The sequence below is a fragment of the Pseudomonas sp. NY15364 genome, assembly GCF_048068235.1.
Lineage (GTDB): Bacteria > Pseudomonadota > Gammaproteobacteria > Pseudomonadales > Pseudomonadaceae > Aquipseudomonas > Aquipseudomonas mendocina_D.
Window position 1 is genome coordinate 91,663 of record NZ_JBLUPX010000013.1, and the last position, 18,191, is coordinate 109,853.

At 63.7% G+C, this 18,191-nt stretch carries 13 protein-coding genes; 3 read left to right on the plus strand and 10 right to left on the minus strand.

The window, feature by feature from the left end:
- Positions 1–15 precede the first annotated feature (15 nt).
- Entirely contained in the window at positions 16–1,599 is a 1,584-nt protein-coding gene (locus tag ACNFCJ_RS13220; protein WP_416771783.1) for a peptide chain release factor 3, read from the plus strand.
- A 38-nt stretch (positions 1,600–1,637) separates the two neighbouring features.
- Here ACNFCJ_RS13220 and ACNFCJ_RS13225 read toward each other — a convergent pair whose 3' ends face one another.
- The 10 genes from ACNFCJ_RS13225 to urtA form a co-directional block, all read right to left on the minus strand.
- Positions 1,638–4,055, minus strand: a complete 2,418-nt coding sequence (locus tag ACNFCJ_RS13225) for a membrane-bound PQQ-dependent dehydrogenase, glucose/quinate/shikimate family (RefSeq protein ID WP_416771785.1) — start codon at positions 4,053–4,055, stop codon at positions 1,638–1,640.
- 162 nt (positions 4,056–4,217) lie between these two features.
- Positions 4,218–5,240: an AAA family ATPase gene (locus tag ACNFCJ_RS13230; RefSeq protein ID WP_416771787.1), complete on the minus strand. Its 1,023-nt coding sequence runs from the start codon at positions 5,238–5,240 to the stop codon at positions 4,218–4,220.
- 96 nt (positions 5,241–5,336) lie between these two features.
- A complete protein-coding gene (locus ACNFCJ_RS13235) occupies positions 5,337–6,380 on the minus strand; it encodes an aliphatic amidase (protein ID WP_414209092.1) in 1,044 nt (347 codons plus the stop codon).
- A gap of 206 nt (positions 6,381–6,586) precedes the next feature.
- On the minus strand, positions 6,587–6,934 hold the full coding sequence (locus ACNFCJ_RS13240) for an FmdB family zinc ribbon protein (protein WP_416771790.1): 348 nt from the start codon (positions 6,932–6,934) through the stop codon (positions 6,587–6,589).
- A 61-nt stretch (positions 6,935–6,995) separates the two neighbouring features.
- Positions 6,996–8,225: a formamidase gene (gene fmdA / locus ACNFCJ_RS13245; RefSeq protein WP_017678855.1), complete on the minus strand. Its 1,230-nt coding sequence runs from the start codon at positions 8,223–8,225 to the stop codon at positions 6,996–6,998.
- Between the two features lie 304 nt (positions 8,226–8,529).
- Positions 8,530–9,219 carry an urea ABC transporter ATP-binding subunit UrtE gene (gene urtE, locus ACNFCJ_RS13250; RefSeq protein ID WP_072423130.1) on the minus strand — a complete coding sequence of 230 codons (690 nt, stop codon included), beginning with the start codon at positions 9,217–9,219 and terminating at the stop codon, positions 8,530–8,532.
- A gap of 97 nt (positions 9,220–9,316) precedes the next feature.
- A complete protein-coding gene (urtD, locus tag ACNFCJ_RS13255; RefSeq protein WP_017678853.1) occupies positions 9,317–10,078 on the minus strand; it encodes an urea ABC transporter ATP-binding protein UrtD in 762 nt (253 codons plus the stop codon).
- The gene (gene urtC, locus ACNFCJ_RS13260; protein WP_416771792.1) at positions 10,075–11,244 is read right to left on the minus strand and encodes an urea ABC transporter permease subunit UrtC; all 1,170 of its coding nucleotides are present in this window, start codon (positions 11,242–11,244) and stop codon (positions 10,075–10,077) included. Before urtC ends, urtD begins: the two co-directional genes overlap by 4 nt.
- 95 nt (positions 11,245–11,339) lie before the next feature.
- Positions 11,340–12,257 (minus strand): urea ABC transporter permease subunit UrtB, encoded by a 918-nt coding sequence (gene urtB / locus ACNFCJ_RS13265; RefSeq protein ID WP_021488012.1) that lies wholly within the window; start codon positions 12,255–12,257, stop codon positions 11,340–11,342.
- A gap of 98 nt (positions 12,258–12,355) precedes the next feature.
- Entirely contained in the window at positions 12,356–13,588 is a 1,233-nt protein-coding gene (gene urtA, locus ACNFCJ_RS13270; protein WP_045734074.1) for an urea ABC transporter substrate-binding protein, read from the minus strand.
- Positions 13,589–13,946: 358 nt separating this feature from the next.
- Here urtA and ACNFCJ_RS13275 point away from each other — a divergent pair, with 358 nt between their 5' ends.
- Together ACNFCJ_RS13275 and ACNFCJ_RS13280 are read left to right on the plus strand one after the other, a co-directional pair.
- Positions 13,947–17,342, plus strand: a complete 3,396-nt coding sequence (locus tag ACNFCJ_RS13275) for an ATP-binding protein (RefSeq protein ID WP_416771795.1) — start codon at positions 13,947–13,949, stop codon at positions 17,340–17,342.
- Positions 17,317–18,024 (plus strand): response regulator, encoded by a 708-nt coding sequence (locus tag ACNFCJ_RS13280; protein WP_416771796.1) that lies wholly within the window; start codon positions 17,317–17,319, stop codon positions 18,022–18,024. The genes ACNFCJ_RS13275 and ACNFCJ_RS13280 overlap by 26 nt, the downstream gene beginning before the upstream one ends.
- Positions 18,025–18,191 lie beyond the last annotated feature (167 nt).

Sequence of the window (18,191 nt, forward strand, 5' to 3'; positions counted from 1 at the left end):
TCCAGGCATATATTCATGACCACCCAGGCCGCCGAAGTCGCCAAGCGCCGTACCTTCGCCATCATTTCCCACCCGGACGCCGGTAAGACCACCATCACCGAGAAGCTGCTGCTGATGGGCAAGGCCATCGAAGTGGCCGGCACCGTGAAGTCGCGTAAATCCGACCGCCATGCCACCTCCGACTGGATGGAGATGGAGAAGCAGCGCGGCATCTCCATCACCACCTCGGTGATGCAGTTCCCCTACCGCGAGCACATCATCAACCTGCTCGACACCCCCGGCCACGAAGACTTCTCCGAGGACACCTACCGCACCCTGACCGCAGTGGACAGCGCGCTGATGGTGCTCGACGGCGGCAAGGGCGTCGAGCCACGTACCATCGCCCTGATGGACGTGTGCCGCCTGCGTGATACGCCCATCGTCAGCTTCATCAACAAGCTCGACCGCGACATCCGCGACCCCATTGAGCTGCTCGACGAGATCGAAGCGGTGCTGAAGATCAAGGCGGCGCCCATCACCTGGCCAATTGGCTGCTACAAGGACTTCAAGGGCGTTTACCACCTGAGCGGCGACTACATCGTGGTCTACACCCCGGGCCATGGCCACGAGCGCACCGAAGCCAAGATCATCCAGAAGCTGGATTCGGACGAAGCCCGCGACCACCTGGGTGACATGTACGAGCGCTTCGTCGAGGAGCTGGAGCTGGTGCAGGGCGCCTGCCACGCGTTCGAGCCCGACGCCTTCCTCAAGGGCGAAATGACCCCGGTGTTCTTCGGCACCGCGCTGGGCAACTTCGGCGTCGACCACGTACTCGACGCCGTGGTCGACTGGGCGCCGCGTCCGCTGCCGCGCGCCGCCAACGAGCGCAATGTGGAGCCGACCGAGGAGAAATTCTCCGGCTTCGTGTTCAAGATCCAGGCGAACATGGATCCGAAGCATAGGGACAGGATTGCCTTTATGCGCATCTGCTCGGGCAAGTACACCCAAGGCATGAAGATGCGCCACGCGCGCCTGGGCAAGGACGTGCGCGTTGGCGACGCGCTGACCTTCTTCTCCAGCGAGCGTGAGCACCTGGAAGAAGCCTACGCCGGCGACATCATCGGTCTGCACAACCACGGCACCATCCAGATCGGCGACACCTTCACCGAAGGCGAGAACCTGGGCTTCACCGGCATCCCGCACTTCGCCCCGGAACTGTTCCGTCGCGTGCGCCTGAAAGATCCGCTGAAATCCAAGCAGCTGCGCCAGGGCCTGCAGGAACTGGCCGAGGAAGGCGCCACCCAGGTGTTCTTCCCCGAACGCAACAACGACATCATCCTCGGCGCAGTTGGTGTGCTGCAGTTCGACGTGGTCGCCAGCCGCCTGAAGGAGGAATACAAGGTGGAGTGCGCCTACGAGGCGATCAACGTCTGGTCGGCGCGATGGATCGAATGCAGCGACGAGAAGAAGCTCAAGGAGTTCAAGGACAAGGCCTATGAGAACCTCGCCGTCGACGGCGGTGGCCACCTCACCTACCTGGCCCCGACCCGCGTCAACCTCAGCCTGATGGAAGAGCGTTGGCCGGAGGTGAAATTCCGCGCGACGCGCGAGCATCACTGATCCATCGAACAAGGCCCGCTCTGCGGGCCTTGTGCTATTTACTCATCCTCCTCCAGCGTCCAGGCCACCAGCGAGTCGCCCAGGCGCGTACCGAACGAGCCGTGCCCACCGGCCATTACCACCACATATTGCTTGCCGGTCTTCTCCGACACGTAGCTGATAGGCGTGGCCTGGCCGCCGGCCGGCAGCCTGTCCTTCCATAACTCCTCGCCGGTGCGCATGTCGTAGGCGCGCAGGTAGTAGTCCAGCGTGCCGCTTAGAAAGCCCAGACCACCAGCAGTGACCAACGGGCCGCCGAGGTTCGGCACGCCGACGGTCAGGGGAATGCCCAAGGGGGCACTGTCGCGGCTAGTGCCATTCTTGCGCTGCCAGACCTTGTCCATGCTGCGCAGGTCCACCGCCGTGACAGTGCCCCATGGCGGCGCCTGGCAAGGCAGACCGAAGACCGAAAGAAACGGTTTCAGGCTGACCATGTAAGGCGCGCCACGATTGGGTTGCAGACCGGTTTCGCCACTGCCATAACGAACATCCTGCGCCTCCTCGCGTTTGACCAGACGCGACACGAACGCAAGGTAATTAGGCGCGCCGAAGAGAATCTGCCGCTGCGGGTCGACCGCCACCGATGGCCAGTTGAACACGCCGACGTTGCCCGGGTAGATCAACGATCCCTGCTCCGATGGCGGAGTGAAGTCGCCCTCGTAACGCAGGCGGTGGAACTGGATGCGACAGATCAACTGGTCGAACGGCGTACCACCCCACATGTCGCGCTCGTGCAGCGGCTCCTCGGGGGCATAGCTGAGTTTTGATGCCGGCTGGGTCGGCGCGGTGAAGTCGCCCTCCACCGTACCCTGCGGCACTGGATGCTCGCTGACCGGCACGATGGGTTCGCCGCTGCGCCGGTCAAGCACATAGAGGTCGCCGCGCTTGGTCGGCTGGATGATCGCCGGCACCGGCCCATCAGCGCCTTCGATATCCACCAGGGTGGGCTGAGACGGCAGGTCGCGATCCCAGAGGTCATGATGCACGGTGCGGAATTCCCAACGCACCTTGCCGGTCTCCAGGTCCAGCGCCACCAGCGCCGCGGTGAAACGTTCGGCCTCGGCGCCGCGCTGCACACCCCACTGATCTGGCGTCTGGTTGCCCATGGGGATGTATACCAGGCCCAGTGCCTCGTCCGCCGTGGCGATGGTCCAGGAATTTGGCGTGCTGCGCACGTAGGTCTCACCGGCCGGCAGCGGTTCGGTGGCATCGGGACGGCCAGGATCGAAGTTCCACACCAGCGCGCCGGTGCGTACGTCGTAGGCACGGATCACCCCACCCGGCGAATCCACCGAGCCGTTGTCGGTCACCGAGCCGCCGACGATGACCAGTTTCTCGGTGACCACCGGCGGCGAGGTAGGCAGGTAGACACCCAGCGCGTCATCGCCCAGGCCAACCTTGAGGTCGACCATGCCGGCCTCGCCAAAGTCCTCGCACGGCTTGCCGTCATGCACATCAAGCGCGTACAGCGTGGCATCGTTGGTAGGCAGGAACAGTCGCTGGGTGCAGCGCGCCGTTGCCGCTGGTGAAGGCTCCGGCGCCGCGCCATCTCGGGCGGCAATCAGTGGGCCGCGATAGGCTGTCGCATCGTGGTAAGCCAGACCACGACAGGTCATGTGCTGGTAGTACTCGGCCTGACGGTTGATGGCCGGGTCGAAGCGCCAGCGCTCCTCGCCGGTGTCGGCATCCACCGCGATGGCGATGCTGTGCGGCGTGCAGATGAACAGGTTGTCACCGACCTTGAGCGGCGTCACCTGATTGGTAATCTCGCCGGGGTCGCCCTCACCGGGCAGATCCCCCGTGTGGAACTCCCAGGCTTTCTTCAGCCGCCCGACGTTGGCCGTGGTGATCTGCTCGGCACTGGCATAGCGCTCGCCACGCGACGAGCCGCCGTAGGCAGTCCATTCGCTGGCCGAACGACTGGCTGTCGACGCACCTGCAGCGGCCATGCGCGGCTCGTCGAAGCGGCCGGGCAGTCGATGGTAGTCCTGCGTCAACGAATAGACCGCCATGCCGGCTCCAAGCAGCAGGCCTATACCCAGCATCACGCTGGCACCGTCACGCCAGGGCTGCCCAGGCGCGATATGCCGGTTGATCCATGGCAGCAGTAGCCACAGGCCGAGCACGCACCACAGGTCGATGCGCGGCGCTATCTGCCACCAATCGAAACCCACCTCGAAGACCGTCCAGGCCAGGCTCGCCAGCAGCACCAGGGCATACAGCCACAGCGCCGCGCGCTGACGGCGATGAATCAGCACGCCCACCAACAACAGGCCGAGGCCAGCCAGCAGGTAGTACCAGGAACCGCCCAGCCACAGCAGATAAGCGCCACCGAGCGCCAGCAGCGCGCCCAGAACGACTGTCGCCCAAACCGTAAGCTTGACGCGCAGGAGCTGCGCCTTGTTGTTGCCTGTCATTGCTCGCTCCCCGAAACGCTGCCCCCGGAGGTCGGGGCCGTGATCTGTGGATGCGAAGTGAGGGAGAGAGTTCAGCGATTCTGCGAGTAAGGCTGCACTTGCAAAGCCGTATGCTGGACATGTCGCCACCCAACGCTCTACAGAGTGTAGAAGAACCGGCTGCTAATTGATCAACAGGTGGCCATCTTTAGCTGTGCAGGACAAGCGGAGCAGATCCGGTTGCGCCAATAGCCGTTCAGCAATTGCCGGCTCCAGCTCGGTGCGGATACGACGCGCCAGCGCGCGAGCGCCGAAACGCACGTCATGTTCACGACACAGCCACGTGCGAGCACTCTGCTCCACCTGTAAGGAGCGGCCCTGACGGCCCAGGCGCTGATTGAGCTTGTCCAGTTCGATATTCAGCAAGGCATCGAGCCACTGCTCGTCGACACGCTCGAACACCAGAATGCGGTCGAGGCGATTGAGCCATTCCGGCTCGAAACGCTCGTGCAGCACCTGCTCCAGCAATGCACCCTCGCCCTTGGGCGCAAGCCCCAGCCAGCGTCGCCAACCACGAGCGAAGCGCTCGCGGTAGCGCTGCGCCTGCTGCGCACCGACGTTGCTGGTCATGAAGATCAGGCTATTGCGGAAATCCAGGGTACGGCTGCCGGCAGTCAACGTCAGGCGGCCATGTTCAAGAATGCCGAGCAGGCTGCGTAGCACTTCCGGGCTGGCCTTCTCCAGCTCGTCGAACAGCACGATGCCGGGCCTGCCGAAACTGCCAGCGATGGCTTCGGCATCGAATAGCGTGGTGCCCTCCTTGCTGCCAACGTAACCGGGCGGCGCACCGGTCAGGGCCGCGGCGTAGTGCTCCTGGGCCAGGGTGTGCATGTCGATGCGGCACAGGGCATCGGTACGACCATGGATGGCCTGCGCCAGCAGGCGCACGATCTCGGTCTTGCCGACACCAGTCGGGCCCATGAACAGGTTGACCGCCAGTGGTCGCTCGCGCTCGCCGATATCGGCCTTGACCACCTTGAGCATGGCCTCGACCTGCGCCAGCACTGCGTCCTGGCCGATGATCCGCGAACGCAGCAAGGCCATCACGGTAGCAGGCTCGAAGAGAAAGCGTGATTGCAGCCGGGTAACGCCCTGCTGCTCCAGGCGCTCACGGTTGCTGTCGATCAGGTCGTTGGCGAAGGGCATAGAGCGCCTCGATTTGATGACGGGGTTGCTGAAATTACGTGGGAGGGGCTTTAGCTGCGAAAGAGACTGTCGCGGCTAAAGCCCCTCCCACGGTATTCATCCGGCGGTGCGTTCCTTGCCAGGATGCGGCAACTCACCCACCGGGCAGTCAGCCACGCCGATGGTCGAGCGGGTGAGTTTCTCCACGTCTTCCTGGGCCTTCTGCGCATCCAGCACCCAGGTGCGGTAGAACTCGAACGGGCAATCAGCCACGCCCTTGTCGCCATCACCGGAGTTGTAGACGCCGGTGTAGCCGCGATGGAGCAGCTTGAACAGGTGGTTCTGCGACTGGTCGTTGGCCCGTGCATCACGAATCTGCGACACCGACAGCTGGGCGTACTGGATGCCCATTTCTTCCTCGCCACACTCGCCCAGGGTGCGGCCATCGAAGCCGATCAGCGCCGAGTGGCCGAAGTAGCTGTACACGCCGTCGAAGCCGGTGGCGTTGGCCACCGCCACGTAGCAGTTGTTGGCCCAGGCCATGGTCTTGGCCATCAGCACCTGCTGATCCTTGGCCGGGTACATGTAGCCCTGGCAGCGCACGATCAGCTCGGCGCCTTTCATGGCGCAGTCGCGCCAGATTTCCGGGTAGTTGCCGTCGTCGCAGATGATCAGGCTGATCTTCATGCCCTTGGGGCCTTCGGAGACGTAGGTACGGTCGCCCGGATACCAGCCCTCGATGGGACACCAGGGAATGCACTTGCGGTAGCGCTGGACGATCTCGCCCTGGTCGTTGATCAGGATGAGCGTGTTGTACGGCGCCTTGTGCGGGTGCTCTTCATGGCGTTCGCCAGTGAGCGAGAAGATGCCCCAGGTCTTGGCCTCGCGGCAGGCGGCGGAGAAGATCGCCGTTTCCTCGCCGGGGATGGTCGCGGCGGTGGCCATCATCTCGTCCTTGTCGTACATGATGCCCATGGTGCTGTACTCGGGGAACACCACCAGGTCCATGCCGGGCAGGCCGAGCTTCATGCCCTTGATCATCTCGGCGATTTTGCGCGCGTTATCGAGCACTTCGGCCTTGGTGTGCAGGCGCGGCATCTTGTAATTGACGACGGCGACGCCGACGGTGTCAGGGCTGCTGGAAATATCGCCGTGGCGCATGGCTGTATGTCCTCTGGTTGACTGCTTGATTTGTGGGAGCGGCTTCAGCCGCGAAATGCTCTTTGTGTCGCTGGTTATCGCGGCTGAAGCGCAATGCCGCCCTGCCGCTCCTACAGGAACGTTCTGCGAACTGGATTCCCGCCTTCGCGGGAATGACGGCGAAAACCCACGTCATCCCCACGCAGGCGGGGAGCCAATAAACAGCCTCAGTGGCTGATCATCCACGGCCGTGCCGATGGGCTGGCCTTGAGGCCGTGGGGGTTGGCCTTGGTACGCTCGACCGGTTTGCTCGGGCCGCAGCAACTGCAGCCGGCTGGGTGCTTGCGGTTGGCCTTGTACTCCTCGAGGCTTTGCGGCATGTGGGCGCTGCGCTCGTTGGTTTCATGGGCGCGGCGCTGGCTGCCGGCCATGCTGGCCAGGCCAGGCGCACTGAGGATCACCCGCTCGGTCGGCGCGCCGCAGTAGGGGCACGCGCAGGCGGCGTCACGTTCGGCCATCGGCCGCAGCACGGTGAAATCGCCACAGCTCGGGCAGTCATATTCGTAGATGGGCATGGCAATACCTCGATAAATTCGGTGCGCACGGCGCACCCTACGGTGGCCGTGCGCGCGAGCATCACTTGTCGTAGGCGATGGGCAGGTCGATGCTGCCGTCGAGGAACTTGGTCGGGCCGCTGGCGCTGGGGTTGATGTCGAACTCGAAGATATCGGTCGGCAGCCACAGCGTGGCGCAGGCGTTGGGGATGTCGACCACGCCGCTGATATGCCCCTGCACCGGCGCCGAGCCGAGCAGCGAATAGCCCTGAGCCGGTGAATAGCCGAACTTGGTCAGGTAGTTGATGGCGTTGAGGCAGGCCTGCTTGTAGGCCAGGTTGACGTCCAGGTAGTGCTGCTTGCCGTCGTCATCAACCGAGATGCCTTCGAAGATCAGGTAGTTGTTGTAGGTGGGCACGATCGGGCTGGGCTTGAAGATCGGGTTCTTGATGCCGTACTTGGCCATGCCACCCTTGATCAGCTCGACCTTCATGTGCACCCAGCCGGCCATCTCGATGGCGCCGCAGAAGGTGATCTCGCCGTCGCCCTGGCTGAAGTGTAGGTCGCCCACCGACAGGCCGGCGCCGTCGACGTAAACCGGGAAGAAGATCTTCGAGCCGCGCGACAGATCCTTGATATCGCAGTTGCCGCCATGCTCACGCGGCGGCACGGTGCGAGCGCCGGTAGCAGCCGCCAGGTCGCGTGCCTCGCCCTTCATCTTGCCCATGTGCGCGGTGCTGGCGAACGGCGGGTTGGCCAGCGGCGGTACGCGGGTCGGGTTGGTATCGATCAGTGCCTGCTCGCGCTTGTTCCAGTCGGCGAGCATCTTGTGATCCGGCAGGCAGCCGATCAGCCCCGGGTGGATCAGACCGGCGAAACGCACGCCGGGAATGTGCCGGCTCTTGGTGAACATGCCCTCGAAGTCCCAGATCGACTTCTGCGCCGAGGGGAAATGGTCGGTGAGAAAACCACCACCGTTGTTCTTCGAGAAGAAGCCGTTGAAGCCCCAGAGCATGTCCTGCTTGGCGCCGATATCGAGCAGCTCCACGATCAGCAGGTCGCCCGGCTGAGCGCCTTTCACGCCTACCGGGCCGGACAGGTAATGCACGGTGGACAGGTCGACGTCACGCACATCGCTGGCGTCGTCATTGTTCTTGATCGCACCGCCGGTCCAGTCGTAGGTCTCGAGAATGAAGTCATCGCCCGGGTTGACCCAGCAGGCCATGGGAATGTCCGGGTGCCAGCGGTTATGCACCTGTTCGTTATCGGTAGCAGCCTGGTTGAGGTCGACCTTGATCAGGGTATCGGTCATGACTGAGCTCCATAAGACCTGTTAGGAATGCCGGCCTGTGCCGGGGTACGGAGCCAGTCTCGAACGTGCGGGGGAATCGGCCAATACGTTGGATGACGTATGCCTTGGAGTCCGTATTCATGAGGGCTTCAGGCATTTTTAGCGGGCGCGAAAAAGCGGCCACTGCATGGAGAACACAGCGGCCGTAAAACGTAAAAACCAAGCGTTTGCACCTTCATAGGAGCCGCTGGGCGGCATTCCGCTTCAGCCGCGATTGGCGAGCGATTCGCGGCTGAAGCCGCTCCTACGTCGACTGCATGGAAACCTACACCGACAAATAACGACTGATGCTCGCCTCATCGACCTTGTCGCGGGTTTCCTCGACGACGAACTTGCCCTTCTCGATGACCAGGAAGCGGTCAGCGATCTCCATGGTGAACGACAGCACCTGCTCGGACACCACGATGGTCAGGTCGCGCATGTTGCGGATCTCCTTCAGGCTGCGGGCGATGTCCTTGATGATCGACGGCTGGATGCCCTCGGTCGGCTCATCGAGCAGCAGCACCTTGGGGTTGGTAGCTAACGCACGGGCGATGGCCAACTGTTGCTGCTGCCCACCGGAAAGGTTGCCACCCTTGCGGTGGCGCATCTCGAGCAGCACCGGGAACAACGCATAGAGATCGTCCGGCACCTTGCCCCCGGCGGAGGCCGGCAGTCCGGTCTGGATATTTTCCAGCACGGTCATGTGCGAGAAAATCATCCGCCCCTGCGGCACGTAGGCGATGCCGCTTTCCACCCGCTGATGGGTTTCCAGTTTCGACACGTCCTTGCCGTCCACGCGAACCTGCCCGCCCCACTGCGGCAGGATGCCCATCAGGCTCTTGAACAAGGTGGTCTTGCCCATGCCGTTGCGGCCCATCACCGCGACGATTTCTTTCTTCGCCACGTCGAGGTTGAGCTCGTGGAGGATCTGGCTCTGGCCGTAGCCAGAAGCGAGGTTGCTGATCTGGAACATGCTTGTCACTCCAACATAGACGGTGCGCACGGCGCACCCTAGGGTCTGATACCCGGGTGTAGGGTGCGCCGCGCGCACCGTTTCGTAGCCATGGCCATCAATGCCCCAGGTACACCTCGATCACCTTCGGGTTGCTCTGCACCGCCTCCATGCTGCCCTCGGCCAGCACCTTGCCTTGGTGCAGCACGGTGACGCGGTGGGCGATGCTTTTCACGAACTCCATGTCGTGCTCGATGACCAGCACCGAGCGGCCCTGGCTGATGCGGTTGAGCAGATCGGCCGTGGCTACTCGCTCGCTGACGCTCATGCCGGCCACTGGCTCGTCGAGCATCAGCAGTTGCGGGTCCTGCATCAGCAGCATGCCGATCTCCAGCCACTGCTTCTGCCCATGCGAGAGCAGGTCGGCCTGACGGTGCAGGTGATCGCCGAGCATGATTTCCTGCGCCACCTGTTCGACCCGCTCGATCACCTCTTGCGTGCGCTTGAAGAACAGCGCGCCGAACACCTTGCGCCCGGCCGGGTAGGACATCTCCAGGTTCTCGAACACCGTCAGATTTTCGTAGATCGACGGGTTCTGAAACTTGCGCCCGACGCCGGCACGAACGATGTCGAACTCGCGCATCTTGGTCAGCTCGCGTCCATCGAAATCGATGCTGCCGGCGGTGGCCTTGGTCTTGCCGCAGATCAGGTCGAGCACCGTGGTCTTGCCGGCGCCGTTGGGGCCGATCACCACATGCACTTCGTTGCGGTCGACGTAGAGGTTGAGGTCGTTGACCGCCTTGAAGCCGTCGAAGGACACGGTCAGCCCCTCGATGGCCAGTACCGGCTTGGCGGCCTGGAAGCCTGCGGGACTGTTCATGGCGTGGTCTCCAGTTCAGGGGTTGGGCGCTTGCTGGGGGCAACGGCAACGGGCTTTGGCGCAGCGGCCACCTGTGGCTTGCGCTGCAAACGGGCCAGCCAACGCTTGCCGTGGCTGTCCCACAGCCCCGCCAGGCCATTGGGGAAGTACATGACCACGACGATGAACAGGCCGCCCATCAGGTACAGCCACAGCTCGGGGAAGCTTTCGGAGAAGTAGGTCTTGCCGAAGTTGACCAGCAACGCGCCGTACACCGCGCCGAGCAGCGACAGGCGCCCGCCGACTGCGGCGAAGATGACCATTTCGATCGACGGCACGATGCCGACGAAGCTCGGCGACATGAAGCCCACCTGCAGGGTGAACATCGCCCCGCCGATACCGGCGAAAGCCGCGCCGACGCAGAACACGAAGATCTTGAAGCTGGCCACGTCATAACCGGAGAAGCGCACCCGCTCTTCCTTGTCACGCATCGCCAACAGCAGGCGACCGAGCTTGGAGGCGATGATGAAACGGGCGATCAGGATGCAGCCGATCAGCAGCACCGCACTGACGAAGTAGAGAATCAGCTTGGCCTCGTCGCTGCGGATGTCCCAGCCCTTGAGCGTGCGCAGGTCGGTGATGCCGTTGACCCCACCGGTGAGCCCCTGCTGACCGATGATCAGCACGGTGAGAATCAGCGCGATGGCCTGGGTGACGATGGAAAAGTACACGTCACCAACGCGGCGCTTGAACATCGCGATACCGATCACCAAGGCCAGCAACATCGGCACCGCCACCACCGCGATCAAGGTAAAGCTCAGGCTGTGGAAGGGTTCCCAGAACAGCGGCAGTTCGGTGATCTGGTTCCAGTCCATGAAATCCGGGATACCCGGCGTGGACTGGATCTTGGTGCTCTCCGGGTCGGATGCCTCGAGTTTGAGGAACATCGCCATGCAGTAACCGCCCAGGCCAAAGAAGATGCCCTGGCCCAGACTCAGGATGCCGCCATAGCCCCAGCACAGCACCAGACCGACGGCGACGAAGGCGTAGGTCAGGTACTTGCCCACCATGTTCAGGCGGAAGGCATCCAGCACCAGCGGGAACACCACCAGAATCAGCGCAGCGAGCAGCGCCAGGCCGATGGCGCCCTGCTTGCCGCCGAGTAGGCTTTCGTATGCGTTTTTCATCAGTTAATCCCCCTGCATACAAAAAGTCGCGTTGAACCGTAGCGAGCACTGCGCGCCGCCGCAGATGGGGCGCGCAGTAGGTTGAAAGTGACTGTTCATTTGCGCACCTTGGCCGAGAACAGCCCCTGCGGACGTAGCATCAGAATCAGCACCACGGCGGACAGGGTGAACACCTTGGCCATCGAACCGCTGGTGAAAAACTCCAGCAGCGATTGCGCCTGGGCGATGCTGAAGGCCGAGGCGATGGTGCCGAGCAGGCTGGAGGCACCGCCGAACACCACCACCAGGAAGGTATCGACGATGTACAGCGAACCTGCTGTCGGCCCGGTCGAACCGATGGTGGTGAAGGCCGCGCCCGCCACACCGGCGACGCCGCAGCCGAGGGCGAAGGTCATGCGGTCGACGCGCTTGGTGTTGATACCCACGGAGCGTGCCATCACCCGGTTCTGCATGGTCGCGCGCACCTGCAGGCCCCAGCGCGAGCGATAGATCATCAGAAACAGCAGCGCGGTGAGCAGCAGGGTCAGGCCCATGACGAACAGGCCGTTGCGCGGAATGTCGATGGCCTCGGTCGGGTTCCACGAACCCATCAGCCAGTCCGGCAGCGTGGCGCTGACTTCCCGCGCGCCGAAGATCGAGCGAAAGCCCTGCTGCATCACCAGGGACAGACCCCAGGTGGCCAACAGGGTATCCAGCGGACGCTGGTAGAGCTTGCTGATCATCGCCCACTCCACCAGCCAGCCAATGGCGCCGGCGATGAAGAACGAGAGGATGATCGCGAGAAAGAAGTAGTAAGGCCCGAAGGCCGGTGCGTAGCTGGACGTCAGCGAGGACACCACGAAGGTGGTGTAGGCGCCGATGGTGAGAAACTCGCCATGGGCCATGTTGATCACGCCCATCTGGCCGAAGATGATCGCCAGCCCCAGAGCCATCAGCAGCAGCACGCAGAACACGGACAAGCCGTTGAACCCCTGCATGGCTGCGATGGCGCCGAATTCCGATAGCCATTCCATGTCGATGGTCTCCAGAAGAAAAGAGAAAAGCCGGTAGGGGCCGGCTTGCCGGCGATTCATTGATCGCCAGCAAGCTGGCTCCTACGAGAGGGTGTTGCTTACTGGTAGCCTTCCGGGAAGGGGTTCGGCTCGATCAGGTCGGACTCGAATACCACCTTGAACTGACCGTCTTTCTGCACTTCACCGATGCGGGTCTTGCTCCACAGGTGATGGTTGTCGTGCACCTTGACGTAGCCTTCAGGCGCGGTGTCCAGCTCGATGCCCGGGGAAGCGGCGACCACCTTGTCGATGTCGAAGCTGCCGGCTTTCTCCACGGCGGCTTTCCACAGCCACGGACCGAGGTAGGCGGCCTGGGTCACGTCACCGATCACCGCGTCCTTGCCGTACTTGGCCTTGAAGGCTTCGACGAAGGCGGCGTTGTTCGGGTTGTCCAGGCTCTGGAAATACTTCATCGAGGCGTAGAAGCCGGCCATGTTCTCGCCGCCGATGCCCAGCAGCTCGTCTTCGGTGACCGACAGGGTCAGCAGGGTCTGCTTGTCGGCGGTGACGCCAGCGGCCTTCATCTGCTTGTAGAAGGCGACATTGGAGCCACCGACCACGGCAGCGAAGACCACATCAGGCTTGCGCAGCTTGATCTTGTTGATCAGCGAGCCGAACTGGGTGTTGCCCAGCGGGTAGTACTCTTCACCGACCACCTTGCCGCCGAGCACGTTCTCGATGTGCTTGCGCGCGATCTTCATCGAGGTGCGCGGCCAGATGTAGTCAGAGCCCAGCAGATAGAAGGTCTTGGCGCCCTTCTCCTTGGCGACCCAGTCCAGGCCCGCAAGGATTTGCTGGGTAGCTTCCTGGCCGGTGTAGATGACGTTCTTCGACTGCTCCAGGCCTTCGTAGAAGGTCGGGTAGTAGAGCAGGCCGTTTTCCTTCTCGAACACCGGCAGCACCGCCTTGCGCGAGGCCGACGTCCAGCAGCCGAACACGGTGGCGACCTTGTCACCGACCAGCAGTTTGCGCGCCTTCTCGGCGAAGGTCGGCCAGTCGGAAGCCCCATCTTCCTGAATGACCTTGATCTGCCGGCCGAGCACACCGCCACTGGCGTTGATCTGCTCGATAGCCAGACGTTCGGCCTGGATCGAACCGGTTTCGGAAATAGCCATGGTGCCGGTGGCCGAATGCAGAATGCCGACCGTGACCTCGCTGTCGGTCACCGCCAGGCCGGTGGTGTTCACCTCGGCGCTGGCCACATGGCTGAACAGGCTGGCGGCCAGCAGCGAAAGCGCTGCGGCCCCCACCGCCAGCCGGCGGGGAAGAAGTCGAATCGGTTGAGAGTCCATGGTCGTGCTCCTGTGCTGGTTATTCGTGCCGAACCACGCCGGCTTCGCAGCTAGGATGCGTTTGCCCCCACCGAGCGGGGTATACGCAGCATGACGTAAGGGCATACGTCATCTGACGTACAGCGCCCTGCTCCAGCCTGGTGCAAGCTGGGCGCAGAAAAACCAGGCAGACAGAAGCTCGCGCGCGCGGCAGAGGCCTCGCCGAGCCGGGGCATGGAAGTTGCTATTTCAACGTGCCGTAGGAGCCCGCTTGCGGGCGATTCGCCCCTTTCAGCCCTGCTGATCGCCGGCAAGCCGGCTCCTACAGGGACGCGCGACAGGGACGGTCTTACCCGATAACGCCAGCAGGACTTCGCCCGTGCAACCAACCGGCACCCAGCGCATCATCAAGATTCGCCGCGACTACAACGCCTGGGTCGCCGACGAGACCATGGAGGATTACGCCCTGCGCTTCACGCCCAGGTCGTTTCGCAAGTGGTCGGAGCTGCGCATCGCCAACACCGCGCTCGGCGCCGTGTCGTTCCTCGCCCTGGAAGCCATCGGCGGTGCCCTGGCGCTGTCCTACGGCTTCACCAACACCCTGTGGGCGATCCTCGCGGTCAGCCTGGTGATCTTCCTCACCGGCCTGCCGATCAGCTACTACGCCGCCCGCTCCGGCCTGGACATGGACCTGCTGACCCGTGGCGCCGGCTTCGGCTACATCGGCTCGACCATCACCTCGCTGATCTACGCCAGCTTCACTTTCCTGTTCTTCGCCCTCGAAGCGGCGATCATGGCGCTGGCCCTGGAGCTGTACTTCAACATCCCGTTGGCCCTGGCCTATGTGATCTGCTCGATCATCATCATTCCGCTAGTGGCCTACGGCATCACCCTGATCAACCGCCTGCAGATGTGGACGCAGCCCGTGTGGCTGTTCCTGCTGGTGCTGCCCTACGTGTTCGTCATCGCCAAGAACCCCGAAGCACTATCGGACTGGACCAGCTTCGCCGGCCGCGAGGGCGACCCCGGCAGCTTCAACCTGCTGCACTTCGGCGCCGCCTGCACCGTCGCCCTGGCCCTGATCACTCAGATCGGCGAGCAGGTCGACTACCTTCGCTTCCTGCCGGAGAAAACCCGCGCCAACCGCGTGCGCTGGTGGACGGCGCTACTGCTGGCCGGCCCCGGCTGGATCATCCCCGGCGCGCTGAAGATGCTCGCCGGCGCCTTCCTCGCCTTTCTCGCCCTGCAGCATGAAATCCCCATGGAGCGCGCCGCCGAGCCGACGCAGATGTACCTGGTGGCCTTCAACTACGTGTTCGCCTCGTCGCAATGGGCGTTGGCGGCCATGGTGCTGTTCGTCATCGTCAGTCAGGTGAAGATCAACGTCACCAACGCCTACGCCGGCTCGCTGGCCTGGTCGAACTTCTTCGCCCGCATCACCCACAGCCACCCTGGCCGCGTGGTGTGGCTGGTGTTCAACGTGGCCATCGCGCTGATGCTGATGGAGTTGGGCGTGTTCGAGGCGATCGAGGAGGTGCTCGGCCTCTACGCCAATATCGCCATCGCCTGGATCGGCGCACTGGTGGCCGATCTGGTGATCAACAAGCCGCTGGGCCTGTCGCCGAAGAACATCGAATTCAAGCGCGCACACCTCTACGACATCAACCCGGTGGGCGTCGGCGCCATGCTGATCGCCTCGCTGCTCTCGGTGCTCGCCCACGGCGGCCTGTTCGGCGCCCTGGCGCAGGCGGCATCGCCGGCCGTGGCGCTCGGCTCAGCGTTCCTGCTGGCGCCGCTGCTGGCCTGGTTCACTGGCGGGCGCTACTACATCGCTCGCGAGCGCCAGCCGCACCTGCTCTACCCCTACACCGAAGCCGGGCAGGTGCAATGCTGCCTGTGCAACAACCGTTTCGAGGAGCCGGACACCGCACACTGCCCGGCCTACGGCGCGCCCATCTGCTCGTTGTGCTGCTCGCTCGACGCGCGCTGCGAGGATCGCTGCAAACCCAGAGCCCGCCTGAGTGATCAGCTCGATGACTTCATCGGCTGGCTGTTCCCGCGCGCGTCCATCCCACGGCTGCACAGCCGCCTGGCGCAGTACCTGGGATTGCTGGGCCTGCTGGTGCTGATGCTGTTCGGCGCGTTGGCGCTGATCTACAGCCAGGTCTCGCTGGGCCTGCCGACGCAGGAACCGGAAATGCGTCAGACGCTGTTCCAGGCCTTCCTCAAAGCCTTCCTGACCCTCTCGCTATTTGCCGCCATGCTCGCCTGGTGGCTGGTGCTGACCCGCGAAAGCCGGCGGGTGGCACAGGAGGAATCGGATCGGCAGACCCTGCTGCTGATGCAGGAAATCGAAGCCCACCGCAAGACCGACGAAGCCCTGCAGCAGGCCAAGGAGGCCGCCGAATCGGCCAATGCGGCGAAGAGCCGCTACGTCACCGGGCTGTCCCACGAGTTGCGCACGCCGCTCAACAGCATCCTCGGCTACACCCAGATACTGCAGCGCGACGCGGCCATGCCGAACCGACACAAGGATGCCCTGGCGACCATCCTGCGTAGCGGCTCGCACCTGCTGTCGCTGATCGATGGCCTGCTCGACGTGGCCAAGATCGAAGCCGGCAAGCTGCACCTGGAACTGGCAGAAATTCCCTTCCCGGAATTCATCGACCAACTCGAGCGCATGTTCACCCCGCAGGCGGCCGAGAAAGGCCTGCGCTTTCGCCTCGAATGCATCGGCCGCATGCCAGCAGTAGTGCGCGGCGACGAGAAACGCGTGCGGCAGATCCTGATCAACCTGCTGGGCAACGCCGTGCGTTTCACCGAGCGCGGCGAGGTATGCCTGCGCGTCGGCTACATGCGCGAAACGGCGACCTTCGAAATCATCGACACCGGTATCGGCATCGCTGCGGAGCAAATCGAACGGATCTTCCAGCCCTTCGAACGCGGCGACCTGATGCGCCAGGACAACGGTGTCGGCCTCGGTCTAACCATCACCCGCATGCTCACCTCGTTGATGGGCGGCGAGCTTTCGGTGCACAGCGAACCCAGCCAGGGCACGCGCTTTCAGGTGCGCCTGTTCCTCTCCGAAGTGCGCGTACCGCAGGCGGTGGTGCACGTCGAACACGACATCACCGGCTACCAGGGCGAGCGCCGTCTGATTCTGGTGGTGGACGATCACCTCGAACATCGCCGCGTGCTCGCCGGCATGCTCGAGCCGCTGGGCTTCGAGGTGATTCAGGCCGCCAGCGGCCAGGAGGCGATTCGCCAGGTAGCGCTGCACAACCCGGCATTGATCCTGATGGACCTGTCCATGCCGCAAATGGACGGCTGGGAAACCAGTCGCCTTATTCGCCGTAACACGCAGTGCCAGGCGCCGATCATCGTCATCTCCGCCAACGCCTTCACCGACGACCGCGAACGCAGCATCGCCGCGGCCTGCGACGACTACCTGGCCAAACCGGTGTACACCCCACAGTTGCTCGAACGCATCCAGCATCAGCTCAGCCTGACCTGGCTGCGCCGCACCCAGGAGCAGTTGCCGCCGCCCGAGGCCATGATATTGCCGGGCAGCGACGACCTGCAGGCACTGCGTGAACTGGGCGCCCTGGGCTATGTGCGCGGCATCCAGCAACGCCTGGACGACATCGACCAGCGCGACCCGGCCTGCGCCAGCTTCACCGCCACCCTGCGTCTGCTGGTGAAGAACTTCCAGCTCGATGAATTCAACCGCCAACTGAAGGAGGCCGAACATGAATGCGCCGCTCCACCAGTCTGAGTCGTGCTCGCCCGCCAGCCTGTCAGCCGAGCGCGGCATCATCCTCATCGTGGACGACACGCCGGACAACCTCGCACTGCTCTCCGACGCTCTCGACGATGCCGGCTACATGGTGCTGGTGGCGCTGGACGGCGCCAGCGCGCTGGGGCGTATCCAGCGGCGCAGGCCAGACCTGATCCTGCTCGACGCGATGATGCCAGGGCTGGACGGTTTCGAGACCTGCCGACGGATCAAGGCCGAGCCGAGCAGCGCCGATATCCCCGTGCTGTTCATGACCGCCCTGACCGACAGCGAGCACGTGGTACAGGGCTTCGAGGCCGGCGGCATCGACTACGTGACCAAGCCGATCAACCCCGAGGAAGTGCTCGCCCGCGTCGCCTCGCACCTGCGCACCGCGCGCATCCTGCAAGCCGCACGTGCTGCGTCGAAACCCCTCAGCCTCAGCCTCGACGACGCCCCGGCGCATGCCAAACTATCAGCGCGCTTCCAACTCACCGAGCGCGAGGTGCAGGTGCTGCGCTGGGTCGCCTGCGGCAAGACCAACCGCGATATCGGCGACATCCTCGGCCTCAGCCCACGCACCGTGAACAAGCACCTCGAACACGTCTACGTGAAGCTCGGCGTGGAAACCCGCACCGCCGCCGCCTCGGTGGCGCTGGCGGCAATGAGCGAACGGGGATGATCTCCGCGTAGGGCTGGTGCAATCCGCCATTGCCAAACCGTCGGGTTTCACCCGCCCTACAGGATAAGTGAGCGCCCGCAGGGTGCGCCGTGCGCACCTGGGCAAAGGCGCTGGTGCGCGCGGCAGACCCTACGGATTGGCAATTGGCTTAGAGTTGCAGCAACGCA

Excerpts from the sequence above, each read along its gene's own strand:
- ACNFCJ_RS13220 (WP_416771783.1), top strand. The coding sequence starts at position 16 with ATGACCACCCAGGCCGCCGAAGTCGCCAAGCGCCGTACCTTCGCCATC.
- ACNFCJ_RS13225 (WP_416771785.1), bottom strand. The coding sequence starts at position 4,055 with ATGACAGGCAACAACAAGGCGCAGCTCCTGCGCGTCAAGCTTACGGTT.
- ACNFCJ_RS13230 (WP_416771787.1), bottom strand. The coding sequence starts at position 5,240 with ATGCCCTTCGCCAACGACCTGATCGACAGCAACCGTGAGCGCCTGGAG.
- ACNFCJ_RS13235 (WP_414209092.1), bottom strand. The coding sequence starts at position 6,380 with ATGCGCCACGGCGATATTTCCAGCAGCCCTGACACCGTCGGCGTCGCC.
- ACNFCJ_RS13240 (WP_416771790.1), bottom strand. The coding sequence starts at position 6,934 with ATGCCCATCTACGAATATGACTGCCCGAGCTGTGGCGATTTCACCGTG.
- fmdA (WP_017678855.1), bottom strand. The coding sequence starts at position 8,225 with ATGACCGATACCCTGATCAAGGTCGACCTCAACCAGGCTGCTACCGAT.
- urtE (WP_072423130.1), bottom strand. The coding sequence starts at position 9,219 with ATGTTCCAGATCAGCAACCTCGCTTCTGGCTACGGCCAGAGCCAGATC.
- urtD (WP_017678853.1), bottom strand. The coding sequence starts at position 10,078 with ATGAACAGTCCCGCAGGCTTCCAGGCCGCCAAGCCGGTACTGGCCATC.
- urtC (WP_416771792.1), bottom strand. The coding sequence starts at position 11,244 with ATGAAAAACGCATACGAAAGCCTACTCGGCGGCAAGCAGGGCGCCATC.
- urtB (WP_021488012.1), bottom strand. The coding sequence starts at position 12,257 with ATGGAATGGCTATCGGAATTCGGCGCCATCGCAGCCATGCAGGGGTTC.
- urtA (WP_045734074.1), bottom strand. The coding sequence starts at position 13,588 with ATGGACTCTCAACCGATTCGACTTCTTCCCCGCCGGCTGGCGGTGGGG.
- ACNFCJ_RS13280 (WP_416771796.1), top strand. The coding sequence starts at position 17,317 with ATGAATGCGCCGCTCCACCAGTCTGAGTCGTGCTCGCCCGCCAGCCTG.